The organism is Sinomonas cellulolyticus (genome assembly GCF_014656475.1).
GTDB classification, from domain to species: domain Bacteria; phylum Actinomycetota; class Actinomycetes; order Actinomycetales; family Micrococcaceae; genus Sinomonas; species Sinomonas cellulolyticus.
This window is the reverse complement of sequence record NZ_BNCM01000002.1, coordinates 134193-151429: the sequence shown is the minus strand read 5'-3', so window position 1 is coordinate 151429 and position 17237 is coordinate 134193. Positions and strand designations below refer to the sequence as shown.

Genomic DNA, 17237 nt, shown 5'->3' with positions numbered 1-17237 from the left:
CAAATGCTGGGTTCTGCAGGGTCCGGGCGGCCCGCACCCTGCTCAACCCACCATTTCCGGGGGTGCCGGTCAGAGGAGGGGCTGGCAGCTCGGGCAGAACCAGATGTCCCGCTCCCGGGTCTCCCCGAGGAGCGGCCCCGTGCCCGGGGTGGGCTCCGCGAGGGTGGCGTGCTCGATGCGCGTGCGGCAGCGCAGGCAGGGCTGGCCGGCGCGCCCGTAGACCCAGGTCGAGTTGCGCGGCCCGAACCCGCCCACCGTGTTGCGCGGGCGCGCCTTGTTCGCCTCGAGCAGGCGCTTGGCCATGGCGACGATGCCCGGAAGGTCCGGCACACGGCCCACGGGAGTGGCGGGGTGGACGCGCCCGAGGAAGCACACCTCGCAGCGGTAGATGTTGCCGATCCCGGCAAGGTTGCGCTGGTCGAGGAGCGCAAGGCCGACGGCGCGCTCCGGCTCCGCGCGCAGGTTCGCCTCGGCACGGGCCGCGTCCCAGTCGGGTCCGAGCAGGTCCGGTCCCAGATGGCCGACGACGCTGCCCTCCTCGGCGGTGGGGATCACCTCGAGCACGCCGAGCGAGAAGCCGACCGCGCTCGTGCCGTCCTCCGCCCTGAGCGCCGCACGCGCCGTGTGGGCCGGCTTCCGCCACCGCTCTCCAGCGCCGTAAACCTGCCACGAGCCCTCCATGGAGAGGTGGGAGTGGATGCTCAGCCGGCCTTCTGGACTGGGGGAGGGGCCGCCGTCGGGCGCCGGTGGGGCGAGGCGGTGCAGAAGGTGCTTGCCGCGGGAGACGACCTCGAGCACGGTCCACCCGGCGAGGTCCAGGGTCGCGAAGGCCGGCACGCGGAAGTCGCTCGCGGCGAGCCGCTTGCCTCCGAGGGCCGCCTGCATCCTGCGCGCTGCCTGGTAGACGTTGTCGCCCTCAGGCACGCACCCTCACCGCCTCACGACCTGATCCTCACGCCGCGGGGGGTCGAGTACGCGCCGGCACCCGTCAGCGCACGGGCGAGGGGCGTGTCGAGGAGGTCGTGCCCGTTGACCTTCTCCATCGCGAGCCTGTCCACCGCTCCAGCCCGCACCACCCCGACCAGTGCCGCCGCGGCCGGGGCCAGTACGTCCTCGTCGTCGGTGAAGGCGAGCAGCGTCTTGCCGCCGCGTTCCACATAGAGGGCGAGCGCGCCGTCGACCGTGACGACGAGGGCGCCCGCCTTGCGTCCCGGCCGGTGACCCGTGGCCGCGCCGGGCACGTCCGGCCACGCGAGCGCGGCGCCATAGGGGTTGGCGGGGTCGGTCGCCGCGAGGGCGAGGGCGTCCCGGGGAGGGTTCGCGGCGGCGTCGGCGGGGTGCGCGCCCGCTGGATCGTCGCGGGAGAACGTCCGCAGCCGGTCCACCGTTGCGGGGACGGCGAACTGGGCCGCTCCGAGGCGGTCCACGAAGTACCCGCGGCGGCACGTCCCGGACTCCTCCAGACGCGCGAGCACCTTGTAGAGCAGGCCGAACCCGCCCGGCACGTTCTCACTCATGACCGAGCCGCGCGTCAGGACCCCGTACCGGTCCATGAGCAGCTGTGCGAGGGCATGCATCTTCACGGTCGTGTCCAGCTCTGCGCCGCGCACCGCCGACCATCGTCCTGCGGCCATCGGGGGAACGGGTGCGGCGGGCGGATCGAGGCTGCGCGCACCGAGGGCGCCGAGGCGCCCCGATCGGATCGGCCGCCCATAGCCGTAGGAGCGGACGCGGGGCGTGCGGGAGGGCTGCCGGTGGGCGGTGTGGCCGGCGTCGAGCATGGCACGCACGGGTGCGAAGGTGTCCCCCGTGATGCGCCCGGCCCACACGAGGCCCCAGAGCGCGGTGAGCGCGGCGTCGTCGGAGAGGACCGAGTCCATGCCGCCGCCAGCCTCCGAGAGCTGCCGGAAGAAGTACCCGCCGCCGCCCGCAAGGAAGTCGAGGATGCGCTGCTGCGCGTCGTCGGGCGCGAACTCGGGGTCGGGTGCCAGTGTCAGTGGAGCCGAGTCGGCCACATGGAGGCTGATCCAGCCGTCGTTGCCGGGGATCGACCCGGCGCCCGTCCAGAGGATCTCGCCGCTGGACATGAGCTCGTCCAGGAGTGGCGGCGCGTAGTCGGACACGCGCGAGCGCAGCACGAGCGGCTCCCACGCGCTGGCCGGGATGGGCACTCCGGCGAGCTGGTCGACCACCGTGAGCACGCCGTCGTGCCCCTTGAGGGTTCCGCGCCGCCCTGCCGCCGTGGTGGGGCCGATGTGCTGCCACGCGGCCAGGAACCGCGTGAACGCCGGCTGCTCCACGGGCTCGACGTCGGCCCGCAGCGCCGCGAGCGAGCGGCGGCGGATCCTCCGCAGCACCTCGGCGTCACACCACTCCTCCGCCCGGGAGGCAACGGCGTCGCCGGCCCGCGGGCGGAACGACCCCTCGATGACACGGCCGTCGGCCGCGAGCCGCTTGAGCGTGGTGTGCACGACGGCGACGCCGAGCCCGAGCCGCGCCGCGGCCTCCCCTGCGGCAAAAGGCCCGTGCGTCCGCGCATAGCGTCCCACGAGGTCCCCGAGCGGATCGCCGACGGGCTCGATGAACGCAAGAGGAACCCCAATGGGCAGAGGAACCCCCAGCGCATCCCTCAACCGTGAGGCATCTTCAACAGCGGCATACCGCTCCACACCCCCAACATTCACCAAGAGGGCCCGCCGAGCGGCCAGGAGCTCCTGGAGGTACCCAAGAACTTCGGCGAGATGACCCGGAAGGTCGGAGGGGATGAGGGGGCCGCGGGCGTGGTGGGCGTCCGCGAAGCGGGCGGCGGCCCCCTCATCCCCGGAGACCTGGAGGCGAGCGCCAACCTCGTCGAGGCTTAGAGGCCCCAGCAGCCGCAGCAGGTCGGCCGCTCCCTCGAGGCCCGTGAGCTTCCGGTCCTCTGCGAGCCGCTGCAGCTCGCGCTCGGTCTGCTCGATGACCTTCTCGTCGAGGAGCTCGCTGAGTTCCGCACGGCCGAGGAGCTCGTTGAGGAGGGTCGAGTCGAGGGAGAGGGCCGCGGCACGGCGCTCTGCGAGCGGCGAGTCGCCTTCGTAGAGGAACTGGGCCACGTAGCCGAAGAGGAGCGACCGCGCGAACGGGGAGGGCTGCTGGGTGGTGGTCTCGACGAGCCGCAGCTCGCGCCGCTGCACGGCCGAGGCGATGTCACGCAGGCCGGGGAGGTCGTAGACGTCCTGGAGGCATTCGCGCACCGCCTCGAGGATGATCGGGAACTGCGGGTACTTCTTCGCGACGTCGAGCAGCTGGGAGGCGCGCTGGCGCTGCTGCCAGAGGGGCTGCCGCTTGCCGGGATTGGGCCGGGGGAGCAGGAGTGCACGGGCGGCGCACTCGCGGAACCGCGCGGCGAACAGCGCGGAGCCGCCGACCTCCTCGGTCACGATCCCGTCGAGCTCCTCGGGCTCGAACACGAACAGGTCTGCGCCGGGCGGCTCGTCCTCCATCATGGGCACGCGCAGCACGATGCCGTCGTCGGCGGCCATCGCCGAGCCGTCCAGGCCGTAGCGCTCGCTGAGCCGGCGGCCCACGGCCAGCGCCCACGGGGCGTGGACGGGCATTCCGAACGGGGAGTGCAGCACGACCCGCCAGTCGCCGAGCTCGTCCTGGAACCGCTCGACCACGAGCGTCCTGTCGCTCGGAACCACGGACGTGGCCTGCTTCTGCTCGTCCAGGTACTGCAGGAGGTTCCCGGCCGCGAAGGCGTCCAGCCCCGCGGCCTCGACCCGCTCCGCCGCGCGCTCCCGGTCTGCCCCCGAGACCTCGCGCTGGAAGGCGCCGAGCGCACGTCCGAGCTCCACCGGCCGGCCCAAGCCGTCGCCCTTCCAGAAGGGCAGTTTGCCGGGCTGGCCGAAGGCGGGGGAGACGAGGACCCGGTCATGGGTGATGTCCTCGATCTTCCAGCTCGTGGCACCGAGCGCGAACACGTCGCCGACGCGGGACTCGTAGACCATCTCCTCGTCGAGTTCGCCCACGCGCCGGCCGCCGCGCGCCGCCTCGCGGGCGGAGCCCTCGGCCTCGCTGCCCACGATGTACACGCCGAACAGCCCCCGGTCGGGGATGGTCCCGCCGGAGGTCACGGCGAGCCTCTGGGCGCCCGGCCTGCCCGTGATGGTCCCCTCGGTGCGGTCCCAGACGATGCGCGGGCGCAGCTCGGCGAATTCGTCCGATGGGTACTTGCCGGAGAGCAGGTCGAGCGTGGCGTCGAACGCGGAGCGCGGCAGGGTCGCGAAGGGTGCCGAACGCCGCACCACGTCGAACCACTCCTCGACGTCAACCGGTCCGAGCGCCGTGGCGGCGACGGTCTGCTGCGCGAGGATGTCGAGCGGGTTCGCCGGAATCCGGAGTGCCTCGATCTGCCCCGCAAGCATCCGCTCCACAGTGATCGCGGTGTGGACGAGGTCCGCGCGGTGCTTCGGGAACAGCACTCCCTGGGACACCTCCCCGACCTGGTGGCCGGCACGGCCCACCCGCTGCAGCCCCGAGGCGACCGACGGCGGCGACTCCACTTGGATGACGAGGTCCACGAGCCCCATGTCGATGCCGAGTTCGAGGCTGCTCGTTGCAACGACGCAGCGCAGCCGGCCCGACTTGAGGTCGTCCTCGATCTGGGCGCGCTGCTCCTTCGACACCGAGCCGTGGTGAGCCCGGGCCAGCACCGGGTCCGCTCCAGCGGACTGGCCGGCCTGCGCCATCATCTCGGCAGGGGTGCGCTTCGCCAGGGTGGCCGCCGCGGCACCCACGGCACGGGCCGCCGTCGTGAGGCCGGGACCTGCGTCGCCTGGGCCGTCATCCACCGGGCCGTCGTCCACCGGGCCTTGGCCCTCGGACGCCGGCTCGTCCCAGACGCTCGGCTGCATCCGTTCGGCGTAGATCTCGTTCAGCCGGCCCGTGAGCCGTTCGGCGAGCCGCCGGGAGTTGGAGAAGACGATCGTGGACCGGTTGGCGAGGATCAGGTCCACAATCCTCTCTTCGACGTGCGGCCAGATGGACGCCTGCGGCTGCAGGCCGGACGCCGGGCCCGTGTCATTCGCCGCGGCCGCACCCTGCAGGTCGCTCATGTCCTCGACGGGAACGGTGACGGTGAGCTCCCAGGTCTTCGCGGCGGGCGGCGCCACGATCTCGCACGGCGCCTGGCCGGCAAGGAACTGTGCCACGAGCTCCTTCGGTTCGACCGTGGCGGACAGCCCGATGCGCTGCGCGGGCGTGGCCAGGATCGCGTCGAGCCGCTCGAGCGTGACGGCCAGGTGGGCGCCGCGCTTGGTGCCCGCTACGGCGTGGACCTCGTCCACGATGACGGTCTCGACCTGGGTGAGCGTCTCCTTGGCCTGCGAGGTGAGCATCAGGTAGAGCGATTCGGGGGTGGTGATGAGGATGTCCGGCGGGTTGGAGAGGAGCGCCCGCCGGTCCGACGCCGAGGTGTCGCCGCTGCGCACCCCCACGCTCACCTCGGGCGCGGGGAGGCCCAGGCGGTGTGCCGTCTGGGAGATGCCGATGAGCGGCGCGCGCAGGTTCCGCTCGACGTCCACTCCGAGCGCCTTCAGGGGGGAGATATAGAGGACCTTGGTGTGGTTCTTGGGCGCACGACGGCGCCGCCCTCCTGGCGCCGCCGGCCCTCCTTGAGTGGTGCCGCCGGCAGCGCGTGCGGCTTCGAGGCCGGGTAGCGGGGATCCGGCCGCGCCGTGCGCGCTTGCGGCGGGCGCGGACGCAGCGCCGCCATGGGCAAGGAGGCGGTCGAGCGACCAGAGGAACGCCGCGAGGGTCTTGCCGGAACCTGTCGGAGCCACGACCAGAGCGTGCCGCCCCGAGGAGATGGCCTCCCATGCTCCGGCCTGGGCAGGAGTGGGCTCGCGGAAGGCGCCGAGGAACCATTCGCGCGTGGCAGTGCCGAAGCGGTCCATCACGGCCGCCCGCACCTGCCCTCCCGGTCCCCGACTCACGGCACCATCATCCTCCACCCCACCGACAGTCCTCGCCCACGCCGCCCGCTGCTGCCAGCTGGCTTTTGTTTTTTTCTCGGGTATGGTCGGAAGTGCAGGTATTCCAGTTTTCAATTAATTCCACGGGGAGCTGAAATGTCAGGAAAGTCGCCGCGCAATTCCAAGAACCTCAAGCAGGGAAAGTCCATCAAGGCCAAGCGTGCCGAGAAGAAGGCGAAGGCGGCGGAGGAGCAATTCCTTCCGCGGCGCCGCAAGGGCGCCCTCTGAGATAGCCCAGGGGTTGTCCAAACACCCGGGACCAGGGGGCCTGCCGGCAGCGACGATTCCGCATTCTTCTGCGTCGAGTCGCGTCCGAGGCTGCCGGCCGGACGGCCGGAGGGCATGCCGCGCTCCGGCCGTCCTCTCTTTTCGCCAGGATTTCCTGGGCGTCATTGCCGGCCCTCGGAACGCGCACGGCAAGGAATCCTAGGAGAACGGCTGGAAAGCGCGCAGTGTCAGCAGATGGATATCGGCGTTGCTGCACGCTGTGGCCGGCGCCGGAATGAACAGCGAGCCGTAGTCCTCCGGAGGGTACACGCGGTAGCCCGCAGCCTGCACCCTGACGCAGTCCTGGTAATTGCCGGCCTGGTGCAGGCCGAAGTCCGCCGCCCCGCTCTGGCCCGGCTGCAGCACGACCGCGACGACCGGCACCGACGAGTCACGGTCGGCCGGGGCACCGATCGGCTCCCCCTGAGGGCCGTTGGTGAGGGACACGCCAGCGAAGCCCTGGAGCAGGCACGGCGTCGGCGAGACGTTCTTCAGCGCGATCTTCTGGTAGACGGTGCCGGCGGCACCGCCCGCGCCCGGCTGGATGCTCCCCTCGAGCTGCGTCGAGAGGCAGCGTGCCGGGCCGCCGGCGGCGGGCGTCGTGGCGGGGGGCGGCTGGCTCCCCGCTGGCGGTGTGCTCCCGCTCGCAGAGGCGGAGGCGCTCGTGGTCGCGCTCGCCGACGGGGTGGCCGAAGCCGAGCTTGCCGAGGGGCTCTGCGAAGCCGAAGCCGAAGCCGATGACGATGACCCCGGTGTGGATGTCCCGCCGCCGCACCCGGTCAGGGCTCCCGCGAGGAGTAGGGGGGAGGCGAGGACCAGGGCGCGCTGGAAGCGGTTCATAGTCCCACCATTCACTTCAGTCCCACGGGGCGTCAAGACACGACCCGGCAACGATCCCGCGACGACTTCGCCTTGCTGCCCGCAGGGTGCGGATGGCGTTGCCCCGTGTTCCGCGCAAGCCCGGAACACGGGGCCGGATGGAGGGACGTCTCAGGCCTTGCGCCCGCGCGTCCGCACGAGTGCGGCAGCTCCCAGTGCCAGGCCTGCGAGCCCCGCGGCGAGTCCTGCCCAGCCGGCCACGGCGGCACCGCCCGTGGAGGAGGCTGTCGTGGACGCCGGATCGGCGGTGTCCACGGCGCCGTGCTCGGCATGCTCGCCGGCCGGGGCCTTCGCCCCGGCCACCGTCACCGAGGGCGCCGGCGACTTGACCGAATCGTGGGCGGCGCCGGCCGCGGGTATCTCGTTCCAGTCCGTGGAGCCCTTCTCACACGTCTGGAGGGTGGGGAAGTAGAGCGTCTTGCCCGCGGCGTCGGCCGGGAGCTTGACGCTGAGCACGAAGGTGTCGCGCAGGTGGGATTCCAGCGGGGTCTTGGCCGTGTAGACCACCTGCGAGGTCCGTTGCGTCACGCTCGCGCCGTCCGCGAGCTTCTGGGGAGCGTCCAGCTTCTGGACGACCTTCTCCACGGTCCAGTTGGCGTTGACGGTTGGCTGTGCGTCGACGAGCTCGGCGGGAAGGGAGATGGCCACCTTCGTGGTGGGGCTCTCACCGCAGCCATGCGGGACCGCGACGGTCAGCAGCGAGGACGAGCCGGCATCTGTGGAGGATGGTGTGATGCCCACGTGGGCGGAGGCGGCCCCGGCGGCCCCGAGCAGGAGGCCTGCGGCGAGGGCGGTGGGGACGATGATGCGCGAGGCGCGGCGGGTATGGGTAGTCAGGGTGTTCACAGCATGGCCTTTCGCGGCGCGCAGACAGGCGCGCCGAGGAGGGGTGAGGGCGCCATCGGATGGCCGGCGGCGCGTTGTCAGGCGAAGGCTGGTGCTGGTGGTGGCCCGCGAAGGGGCGGCGGGGCGAGCTGGCGCCACGGCAGAACGCGGTGGGCAGCCCTGGGGGCCGCGGGCAGGACCGGTGCGGGAGGCACGACGGCGGCCGGCTCCGGCAGGCGGGTCAGCGGCCGCAGCCACGCGGCGAGCAGCTCGAGCGCGCGCTCGGCGCCGCGGATCGCGAACGCGCACGCCACGGTGGCGCCTCCGTGCAGCACGGGCATGAGCGGGGACGAGTGGCTGTGGGCCGCAGCGGCTGCGCCGCTGTCCAGGGAGGTGAGCGCGGAGAGCGCGTCCCCGCTGTGCTGGTGCCATCCCCTTCCGAGGGCGGCCGCGGACGACGGCGAGGCCTCGCCCGTCGGGGCGAGCGCGGCGAAGGCCTCGTGCAGCGCCAGCTGACCGGCGCCCAGCACGGCCATGAGCGCCGGGAGGCGCAGCATCACGCGGCTGAGGACGGTGGAGGCGAGTCCGGTCACCGCGACGAGCGCTGCGAGGATGAGCGGGTGCGGGAGATCGGCGCCTGCCCACGCGTGTGCGCCTGCGGCGAGCGCGATGACCGAGCCGCCGAGCGCCGTCGCACGCAGGGAACGCAGGAGGGCTCTGATGCCGGTCCGGCCCATGCCCACCTCCCCGTGCACGGTTGGTCCTCACTGGCGGCTTATTCTACCGCCCGTAGAACCCCCCGGGGTCACCGCTCCACGGGTGCCGCAGGCGGCGCTGCGTCCGCAGCGCCGCGACGCGCCGCCCAGGCCGCGGCCGCCGTCGTGCATCCGATGGTGACGAGGGCGCCGAGGAGGAGCGCCGAGTCCTCCCCGGGGCGAAGGGCCCCCGAGCTGCGGCCGATCGTGGCAGCGGCCACCGGCACGCCCAACTGCGCGGCGGAGCCGATCGCGAACGGCAGGGGCAGCCCCGCGACCCGATTGACGGCGTGCGCCCCCACTGCGCCGATCCCGAGGAGGAGGCCGAGGACGATCATCTGCGGATGCCCGCCGAGCTGTCTCAGGTCGATCGATGCCCCGAGCCATACGAAGAAGACCGGCCCGAGGAAGCCGTCGTTGAGGGCGAACAGCTGCCGGGCGAGGCGCCGCGGTTCGCCGACCGCGGAGACCGCGAGGCCGAACGCGAACCCCGCGAGCATGATCGAGACGTGAGTGAAGACGGCCAGGCCTGCGAGGGCGAAGAGGATCGTGAGCTGGATGCGCAGCTCTAGGGCGAACTTCCGCTCCTCTGAGACATGATGCAGCCTCTGCCGCCCGCCGTTGGTCTCGAAGAAGCGCAGCACCCACCAGACCCCGAGTGCGCACGCCGCGACCGCCAGCGCGCCGAGTGCCTTGGGACCCGCGTTGGCGGGGTCGATCGCGAGGGGCAGGGCGACGATTGCGGCGACGTCGGCCAGCGCCACCTGGGCGGTGAGCTCGAGGACGCTCGTGCCGGTCAGCTTGAGCGAATCCACAATGGGCAGGACCAGCGCTGCCGACGACGAAGCCATCAGCACCACGTACAGCGGCGCGTTCGCGGAGCCGAACAGCATGGCCAGGGCAACCCCGAGCGCAGTGGCCACCACCGCGGCGGTCACGACACGGAGCGAGCCCTTGCCGATCGCGCCGCGGATGGTGCGGTCCCGCATCGGAACGTGCGTTCCCGCGACGAACATCATCAGGGCGAACCCGATGTCGGCGAGGAACGTGAACGTCTCATTGTCGGCGTTGAGCCAGCCCAGCAGGGACTTGCCCACGAGGACCCCCGCGACCAGCTCGCCCAGGACGAGCGGGAGGTGCCAGGACTTCCGTGCGGCCAGCGCCGGCCCCGCGAGCGCGACGACGCAGATGAGCGAGAGTTCGACGAAGGACACCTGGGGCCGGCCTCACACGCCCGTGACGGGGAAGTCGGCGATCTTGACCGGGATGTCCGTGTTCTCGTCCGTGTGATAGCTGGCGCACACGCGGTGGTATCCGTCGGCGATCTGGAGCGCGGCCCCGGAGGCGAGGTCTCCGCGCACAAGCAGAATGGGTGAGAGCCTCTCGCCCTTGTGGACCTTCACGAGGTCCGAGCGGACGTGGGCATTCGTCTCCTCAAGCAGCGCCAGGCGGGACGCCCGGAGGATGTCCTTGGCCTTCTGGTGCGTGAGGGGGGCCTGGCGCAGCGCCTTGACGAGCGCCATGACCTGGTCGGGGCCGGCAAGCAGTGCGAGGTAGGCGGCAGCAGCCGGGTAGTCGTGCTCCTCCGGCTCGTCGAGCCAGGTCACAGCCATGGAATGCTCCTCTCAGCGCGGGCGCTGCTACGCACCATGTGGCCTGCATCATATTCCCCGCCGCCGGACCGGCGGTGCGGGATGGTCTCCGTTCGGAGATAATAGGTGGATGGCCCCCACGCCGAGAAGCCGCCGCGCAGCCCGTGGGCTCGCCGCGGCCTCGTTCGCGACGTTCGGGGCGTTCGTGTCCCACCTCGCCGGCGGTGGCCCTGTCCCCGGCGTGGTCGGACTGGCCGTTCCCTGGGTCCTTTCTGTCTTCGTCTGCACGGCGATCGGCGCGCGGCCCTCGCTCTGGCGCCTCTCGCTTGGAGTCGCTACCAGCCAGCTCCTGTTCCACGCGCTCTTTGTCCTGGGCACGACGCCGGCGCCGGCCTCGCCCCTGCCAGCCCACCACGCGCACATGGCCCCGGTGATGTCTGCCGCCGACATGCCGGGGATCGGTGCGCTGCCCGAGATGATGCCCACCGATCCCTCGATGTGGATGTGGCACGCGGTCGCCGCTCTGGTGACCATTGCGGCGTTCCATCGCGGCGAGGCGCTCCTGGGCGGCCTGCAGGACTTGGCCACGCGCATTGCTGAATGGGCCCGCTCGGCGCTGGTCCTCATCCTGTTCGTGATGGTTCCGGCCAATCGGCCCCGCATCGCCGCAGCCGCGCGGCCGGTGGCGCGGCTCCGTCCGGCACCGCAGCGCTGTCCCCTCCAGCGGCGGGGGCCACCGCGCCCCTTCACGGTCTGACCGCGCCGAACGGAACCGTCCCGCGCGCCCTCAGGCCTGCTCGGAAGCCATCAAAGACCCGTGACGCCGCTCGCGCACCCGTGTGCGGCGCCGGTGGAGCGCGCCGACGCGCGGCCGCCGGGACCTGTGAAGGGAAACATCACCATGACCATCCGTACGCTCCTCCGTGCCACCACCGCGGCTCTTGCCGCGTCCGCCGCACTGGCCCTGACCGGCTGCGCCGGCGCGGGCGCACCAGCCGTTCCCGCCGCCTCCCACGCGGCTGCCTCGGTGACCGTCTCCGATGCCTGGGCCAAGGCGGCAGACTAGGGCATGACGGGGGCCTTCGGCACGATTGCCAACAACGGCAGCGCGGACATCACGCTCGTGTCGGCAACAGCTGCCGCCGCGGGCCGGACGGAACTGCACGAGACCATCACCACGGCGGGCGGCCAGCAGGCCATGCGCGCCAAAGAGGGTGGGTTCACTATCCCCGCCGGAGGGACGCTCACCTTAGCGCCCGGGGCGAGCCACATCATGCTCATGGACGTCTCCGCACCGCTCCGCGCCGGCGACGACGTCACGCTCACGCTCACCTTCTCGGACCACTCCACCGTGGGATTCACCGCTCGTGTCAAGGACTTCTCAGGGGCGAACGAGACCTACACCGGCAGCAGCCCGAGCGCCGGCGGCGGCATGGGGGCCACGGCTTCCGCTTCCTCGATGGGCATGGACCACTGATGACGAGGGCCGGCCAGGACCTTGACCGCGCGCGGCACACCCGGCGTCAGTTCCTCATCGGAGGGGCTGCCGCCGGGGCCGGCGCCGCCGCGGCTCTCGGCGCGACGCGGGCGTTCGAGACTCCGGCGCCTGCCTCCGCGGTCGATCCCGTCCTGAATGGTGCGCAGACCATCCCGTTCTACGGGGACCATCAGGCGGGCATCGCGACCCCCGCCCAGGCCCACTCGAGGCTCGTGGCGCTGGATCTTCGCGACGGCGTGGACCGGGACGCCCTCCGCCGTCTGATGCGGCTCCTCAGCGACGACGCCGCCCGCCTCGCCGCCGGCAGCCCCGCCCTCGCGGACACGGAGCCCGAGCTCGCCTCGGTTCCCGCGAGGCTGACCGTGACGTTCGGGTTCGGCCCCGCGTTCGTGGCCCGGGCTGGAGGGCGGGTCCCCGAGTGGCTCAGGCCGCTGCCTGCCTTCGCAGTCGACCGGCTCCGCCCCGAGTTCAGCGATGGAGACCTCCTGCTGCAGGTTGCCGCAGACGATCCGCTCACCGTGGCCCATGCGACCCGCATGCTCCTCAAGGACGCCCGCTCCTTTGCGGCAGTGCGCTGGACGCAGCGCGGATTCCGGTGGGCCCATGGATCCACCGCTGCGGGGACGACCATGAGGAATCTGTTCGGCCAGGTCGACGGCACGTCCAACCCGGTTCCCGGCAGCGAGGAGTTCGACGGGGTGGTGTGGTCGGGGGCGGGGTGGCTGGCCGGGGGGACGGGCCTCGTGGTGCGGCGCATCCACATGGACCTCGAGGGCTGGGACCAGCTCGATGCGGTGGCGAAGGAGGCGTCGGTGGGCCGGAAGCTCTCGAACGGTGCGCCTCTGACTGGCACCGAGGAGCACGATCAGCCCGACTTCGCCGCGACCACCCCGCTCGGGTTCCCGCGGATCGCGGAGTTCTCCCACCTGCGGCGAGCGCGAGGAGAGGCCCCCGGAAGCCCGGCAGAGCGGATCTTCCGCCGCGGGTACAACTACGACGACGAGCCCACCGGCGGCGAGATCTCGAATTCCGGGCTCATCTTCGTCTCGTACCAAGCGGATATCGACCGCCAGTTCGTGCCGATCCAGCGGCGGCTCGACGAGCTCGACCTCCTGAACCGGTGGACGACGCCGGTCGGCTCGGCCGTGTTCGCGGTCCCGCCCGGCTGCCGGGAACGCGGGTTCATCGGCGAGACCCTGCTGGGCTGACGGCACAGCCCCGGCGGACATGGCGAAGGCCCGGAATCCTGAGGACTCCGGGCCTTCGTGCTGGGCGGTGGTGGAGGGATTTGAACCCCCGTTGGGTTGCCCCAAACATCATTTCGAGTGATGCACCTTCGGCCGCTCGGACACACCACCAGCAGGCATCAACTGTACCGGGACGGAGGTCCAGCTCCAAACTGGGCCCCTCACAGGTAGGCGGAGGCGGTCCACAGGTGCACGAGCGCGTAGGCACGGAAGGGGCTCCAGCCCTCGGCACGCGCGGCGGCTTCCTTGGCCGTGATGCCGCCGAGCGAGCGCCGCAGGAGGAGGTCCCCGGGGGCGAAGGCGTCCCTGTGCCCCGTGCGCACCTCGAGGTAGTCGGCGGTCCACGGGCCCACCCCCGGCAGCGTCAGGAGCTCGTCCCGGGTGAGCACGAGCCGTCCGCGGTCGGCCGCGCCCGCGCGGTCCGCGAAGGCACTGGCCACGGCAAGGACCGTCCTCGCCCGGGAGGCCGTGAGCCCGACGGCGGCCCGCAGTTCTTCGCGGTCCGCCCGGGCAAGGGCCGCCGGGCCGGGGAACCGCATCAGGCCCAGCGGACCGGGTGTGCCGTACGCCTGGACCAGCCGGCCCGCGAACGTCCTTCCCGCAGCGAGGGAGACCTGTTGGCCCAGCACGGTGGTGATGGCCGTCTGGAACGCGTCGGTGGTGCCGATGACACGCAGCGCCGGACGCGCCTCGAGGAGCGGGGCCAGAACGGGGTCGCCGCCCAGTGCCGACCGGACTTCGGCGACGTCCGTGTCGAGGTCGAGCCAGAGGCGGAGGGTCGCCACGGCCTCGTCCCCGCCGGCCGCGGGGCCGTGCAACGTCGCCTCCGCCCCGGCGGGGTCGAGCCGGATCGATGCCGCAACCGGTCCGTGCGCCGTGTGGATGAGGCGCTCGTGCGTCCCCGCGGCGAGGTCGGTGCGCTCGGCGCCGGGGACCGAGTGCGCCGCGAGGCTCGCGAGCATCGCGGCGGCCTCGAGGCCGCCGTTCGCGCCGAGGCGGATGTGCTTCGACGCGGTGCTGCCGCGCCTGACCACCGTGTCTGCGTCCACGGCGTCTAGGTCCACACGCCCGAGCTTCCGCGCCGGTGGCTTCCCACGAGGTGGGTGTCGATCATGCCGATGGCCTCCATGAGCGCATGCATCGTGGTCGGGCCGACGAAGGCGAAGCCCTTCTTCCGCAGCGCCTTCGAGAGTGCGACCGATTCGGGGGAGGAGGAGGGGATCTCAGCGAACGATCGGGGCGCCGGAGTCTCGTCAGGCTGGAACGACCAGACGAACTCCACGAGACCGCCCTCGTCGCGCAGCGCGAGCGTGGCCCTCGCATTGGTGATCGCCGCGTTGATCTTGGCCCGGTTCCGCACAATGCCGCTATCGAGCATCAGCCGCTCGACGTCGTCGTCCCCGAACACGGCCACGGCCTCCGGGTCGAAGTCCGCGAAAGCCGCCCGGAACGCGGGCCTCTTGCGCAGGATCGTGGCCCAGGACAACCCGGCCTGGAACCCCTCGAGGGAGATCCTCTCGTACAGGCCTTGCTCGTCCCGCACCGGCATGCCCCATTCGGTGTCGTAGTACTCGCGCATGAGGGCGTCTGTGCTGGCCCAGGACGGGCGTGCAAGGCCGTCCTCGCCGGTGATGAGTGCTGCCTCGCTCATGGGTGTCTGCCTTTCAGTCCAGTCCGGTGACGCGCAGGGTGAGGTTGATCCGCCCGGCTGCGAGCCCGCAGCCCTCCGGGGCGGTGCCCGGGTAGGTCTTCATGACGCCGTGGAACGCGAGGCGCGAGGGGCCGCCGAAGACGAATAGGTCGCCCGAGGCGAGGGCCAGGTCCTCATAGGGCCGCGCGCGCGTCTCGGTGTTGCCGAACCGGAACAGGCAGCTGTCACCGATGGACAGCGACACGACCGGCTCCCGGGAGACCTCGTCCTTGTCCTGGTGCATGCCCATCCTCGCGGCGTCATCGTAGAAGTTCACGAGCGCCGTATCCGGCGTGTAGTCGGCCGCGCCGGCCTGCCGGCCGTAGGCCTCCGCGACGGCGAGGCGGCCCACGCGGACGAGCCAGTCAGGGAAGGGCAGGACCGGGGCGCCGTTCACATCCCCGGCCTCCCGGGTGTACCGGTATGGCTGCCAGTGCCACCCGAGGCACACGGTCCGGACGGACATCTCGTGTCCGCGTACTCGGGCGGCTCGGAGAGGAACAGGCCCCCTGGCCCACTCGTGGAAGCGCTCTGCAATCCAGGCCTGTTGGGAGAGGCTGAGCCAGCCGGGCACGTGGACCGCCCCCGGTGACACTTCGCGCCGTGGCCGTTCCACCAGCTCGTCCCCGAACAGGGCGGCCGTCATGCCGATCCCTCGAGCACAAGGAGCGCGTTCTTGGCCTCGAGGCCACCGATGTAGCCGCCGAGACTGCCGTCCGAGCGGAGAACGCGATGGCACGGCACCACCACGGGAAGCGGATTCGTGGCGCACGCCGTCCCCACGGCGCGCACGGCTCGCGGGTTTCCCACCGCGCGCGCCACCTCGGTGTAGCTCTCAGTGCCGCCGAAGGGAATCCGGCCGAGATGGGCGAGGACTGTGCGCCGGAACCCGGCGGAAAGGCTGAGGTCGAGCGGCAGGTCGAACGAGGTGCGCTTGCCCCCGAAGTACTCCTCGATCTCGCGGGCCGCCGAGCCCAGACGGGCGGGGGCCTCGAGAATGCGCGGGCTGAGCTTCTGCGCGAGCGACTGCAGGACCGCCTCGTGTCCCTCCCGCTCGAAGGCGACCCTGACGAGGCCGCGCTCGGTGGCGGCGATGAGCAGCCGGCCCACGGGCGAGTCGACCACGCAGTACGCGACGTCGAGCAGGCCTTCCCGGTTGGCCTTCGCGGCGAGGGAACGCCGGAGGCCCTCGAGGACTCCCGGCTCGATGACCGCCAGGTGGGGTGGGAACGCGAGGTCCACGGGTCCAATGCCTGGCGCGCTCGCGGTCTGGTCGGTGCTGGTCATGGCAAGCTTCCTTCCGGCTGGTCTGCCGCAATGAGAGTGCGGAGCTTCTTCAGGCCGTCCGCGGCGGAGCGGCGCGCGGAGGCCGGGGTTCCCCCGACGATGCCGGCAATCTCCCCGAAGGGGAGGTCGCCGAGGTAGCGGTAGGCGATGACGCGGCGCTGCTTGTCCGGGAGCCGGGCGACATGGCCCCAGATCCCTCCTGGCTCCTCCGGATTCCCGAGCTCGGAGGTCCCTTCCGGAACCGACTCGACGGGGACCGCACGGCGCCCCGCCGCCCGAACGGCGTCCAGCGACCTCCTGTGGGCGATCCGCACAAGCCAGGCCTCCACGTTGGCGTCGGCCGGGAGGTCGGTGTAGGCGCGCAACGCCGAGATGAAGGTCTCCTGCCAGACGTCGTCGGCGTCCAGCGGCCCCACGACGGCTCGGCAGACCCGCAGCACGGTGGCTCCGTGGAGCTCGACGAGCATTTCGAAGGGCTGTTTCGTGTCCATCACTCTGTAGACGCCCCGGGCACCGGGAATGTGAGGTCGGCGGCGTGTCCCGACGTTCAGCCCCATCATTCCACCATCCGCGAAGGGCCCTCAGCGGTGCTGGGCGAAGAACCCGCGCAGGAGCGTCGCGCACTCGTCCTCGAGCACGCCCGGGTACACCTCGACCCAGTGGTTGAGGCGCCGCTCGCGCAGGATGTCGAAGACGCTCCCGGCCGCGCCCGCCTTCTCGTCCCACGCGCCGAACACGACCCGGGGAATCCTCGCGAGCACGATCGCGCCAGCGCACATCGCGCACGGCTCGAGGGTGACCACGAGCGTGCAGTCGGACAGCCGCCAGCCGTCGCCGCCGCCGTCGTCGGCGAGGGCACGGGCCGCGGCCCGGATCGCCTGGACCTCGGCGTGGGCCGTCGGGTCGCCGAGCGCTTCACGCTCATTGCGGCCGACGGCGAGCACCTGCCCCTCCGGCCCGACCACCACCGCCCCGATCGGCACGTCGCCCGTGGCCTCCGCCTCGCGGGCCTCGTCCAGCGCAAGCCGCATCCACGCTCTGTGGGCACGCTCCTGGTCGCGCGGTCCGTGGGGCGTGGCAGGCATGGGTCCAATGATAGGTTCGGCGGCAGGTGCGGGTACGGGCTCGGCAGGTGCGGGTATTGGCTCCACGGGCACGTGGACTGGCCCGCACAGTGGGGGCGGCA

General features: G+C 72.1%; 18 protein-coding genes and 1 tRNA gene. 5 read left to right on the top strand and 14 right to left on the bottom strand.

Translation table 11 applies throughout. The annotated features are described in order from the left end of the window. Window positions 1-69: 69 nt before the first annotated feature. Together IE231_RS02855 and IE231_RS02850 are read right to left on the bottom strand one after the other, a co-directional pair. A complete protein-coding gene (locus IE231_RS02855) occupies window positions 70-924 on the bottom strand; it encodes a DNA-formamidopyrimidine glycosylase family protein (protein WP_189692442.1) in 855 nt (284 codons plus the stop codon). Between the two features lie 14 nt (window positions 925-938). Beyond that, complete coding sequence (locus IE231_RS02850; protein WP_189692654.1) at window positions 939-5933, bottom strand: Lhr family helicase; 4995 nt, start codon at window positions 5931-5933, stop codon at window positions 939-941. Between the two features lie 174 nt (window positions 5934-6107). On the opposite strand from IE231_RS02850, the gene IE231_RS18400 reads away from it, so the two are divergent. Beyond that, complete coding sequence (locus IE231_RS18400; protein WP_255429866.1) at window positions 6108-6239, top strand: hypothetical protein; 132 nt, start codon at window positions 6108-6110, stop codon at window positions 6237-6239. 198 nt (window positions 6240-6437) lie between these two features. On the opposite strand, the gene IE231_RS02845 is transcribed toward IE231_RS18400, so the two are convergent. The 5 genes from IE231_RS02845 to IE231_RS02825 all read right to left on the bottom strand — a co-directional run bounded on the left by IE231_RS02845 (window position 6438) and on the right by IE231_RS02825 (window position 10350). Beyond that, window positions 6438-7118: a DUF4232 domain-containing protein gene (locus IE231_RS02845; RefSeq protein WP_189692441.1), complete on the bottom strand. Its 681-nt coding sequence runs from the start codon at window positions 7116-7118 to the stop codon at window positions 6438-6440. A 150-nt stretch (window positions 7119-7268) separates the two neighbouring features. Beyond that, a complete protein-coding gene (locus tag IE231_RS02840) occupies window positions 7269-8003 on the bottom strand; it encodes a YcnI family copper-binding membrane protein (protein ID WP_229866457.1) in 735 nt (244 codons plus the stop codon). Between the two features lie 77 nt (window positions 8004-8080). Continuing rightward, entirely contained in the window at window positions 8081-8737 is a 657-nt protein-coding gene (locus IE231_RS02835; RefSeq protein ID WP_189692440.1) for a hypothetical protein, read from the bottom strand. A gap of 50 nt (window positions 8738-8787) precedes the next feature. Further along, entirely contained in the window at window positions 8788-9951 is a 1164-nt protein-coding gene (locus IE231_RS02830) for a cation:proton antiporter (RefSeq protein WP_189692439.1), read from the bottom strand. 12 nt (window positions 9952-9963) lie between these two features. Next, window positions 9964-10350 (bottom strand): hypothetical protein, encoded by a 387-nt coding sequence (locus IE231_RS02825; RefSeq protein WP_189692438.1) that lies wholly within the window; start codon window positions 10348-10350, stop codon window positions 9964-9966. A 109-nt stretch (window positions 10351-10459) separates the two neighbouring features. Here IE231_RS02825 and IE231_RS02820 point away from each other — a divergent pair, with 109 nt between their 5' ends. The 4 genes from IE231_RS02820 (at window position 10460) to IE231_RS02810 (ending at window position 13035) form a co-directional block, all read left to right on the top strand. Then, window positions 10460-11086 (top strand): hypothetical protein, encoded by a 627-nt coding sequence (locus IE231_RS02820; RefSeq protein WP_189692437.1) that lies wholly within the window; start codon window positions 10460-10462, stop codon window positions 11084-11086. 144 nt (window positions 11087-11230) lie between these two features. Beyond that, window positions 11231-11395 carry a hypothetical protein gene (locus IE231_RS18165; protein ID WP_229866456.1) on the top strand — a complete coding sequence of 55 codons (165 nt, stop codon included), beginning with the start codon at window positions 11231-11233 and terminating at the stop codon, window positions 11393-11395. Window positions 11396-11398: 3 nt separating this feature from the next. After that, on the top strand, window positions 11399-11806 hold the full coding sequence (locus tag IE231_RS02815; RefSeq protein ID WP_229866455.1) for a copper chaperone PCu(A)C: 408 nt from the start codon (window positions 11399-11401) through the stop codon (window positions 11804-11806). Next, complete coding sequence (locus IE231_RS02810) at window positions 11806-13035, top strand: Dyp-type peroxidase (protein ID WP_189692436.1); 1230 nt, start codon at window positions 11806-11808, stop codon at window positions 13033-13035. The genes IE231_RS02815 and IE231_RS02810 overlap by 1 nt, the downstream gene beginning before the upstream one ends. 65 nt (window positions 13036-13100) lie before the next feature. Here the strand turns inward: IE231_RS02810 and IE231_RS02805 are convergent. The 7 genes from IE231_RS02805 to tadA all read right to left on the bottom strand — a co-directional run bounded on the left by IE231_RS02805 (window position 13101) and on the right by tadA (window position 17136). After that, a tRNA-Ser gene (locus IE231_RS02805) sits at window positions 13101-13185 on the bottom strand. Window positions 13186-13235: 50 nt separating this feature from the next. Beyond that, complete coding sequence (locus IE231_RS02800) at window positions 13236-14123, bottom strand: DNA-3-methyladenine glycosylase family protein (RefSeq protein WP_229866454.1); 888 nt, start codon at window positions 14121-14123, stop codon at window positions 13236-13238. A gap of 5 nt (window positions 14124-14128) precedes the next feature. After that, window positions 14129-14725, bottom strand: coding sequence for a DNA-3-methyladenine glycosylase I (locus tag IE231_RS02795; RefSeq protein ID WP_189692435.1), 597 nt, complete (start codon window positions 14723-14725; stop codon window positions 14129-14131). Window positions 14726-14738: 13 nt separating this feature from the next. Continuing rightward, a complete protein-coding gene (locus tag IE231_RS02790; protein WP_189692434.1) occupies window positions 14739-15410 on the bottom strand; it encodes an alpha-ketoglutarate-dependent dioxygenase AlkB family protein in 672 nt (223 codons plus the stop codon). After that, on the bottom strand, window positions 15407-16051 hold the full coding sequence (locus IE231_RS02785) for a methylated-DNA--[protein]-cysteine S-methyltransferase (RefSeq protein ID WP_189692433.1): 645 nt from the start codon (window positions 16049-16051) through the stop codon (window positions 15407-15409). The genes IE231_RS02790 and IE231_RS02785 overlap by 4 nt, the downstream gene beginning before the upstream one ends. Beyond that, entirely contained in the window at window positions 16048-16542 is a 495-nt protein-coding gene (locus IE231_RS02780; RefSeq protein ID WP_189692432.1) for an RNA polymerase sigma factor, read from the bottom strand. The genes IE231_RS02785 and IE231_RS02780 overlap by 4 nt, the downstream gene beginning before the upstream one ends. 90 nt (window positions 16543-16632) lie before the next feature. Next, window positions 16633-17136, bottom strand: a complete 504-nt coding sequence (tadA, locus tag IE231_RS02775; RefSeq protein ID WP_189692431.1) for a tRNA adenosine(34) deaminase TadA — start codon at window positions 17134-17136, stop codon at window positions 16633-16635. Window positions 17137-17237: the final 101 nt, after the last annotated feature.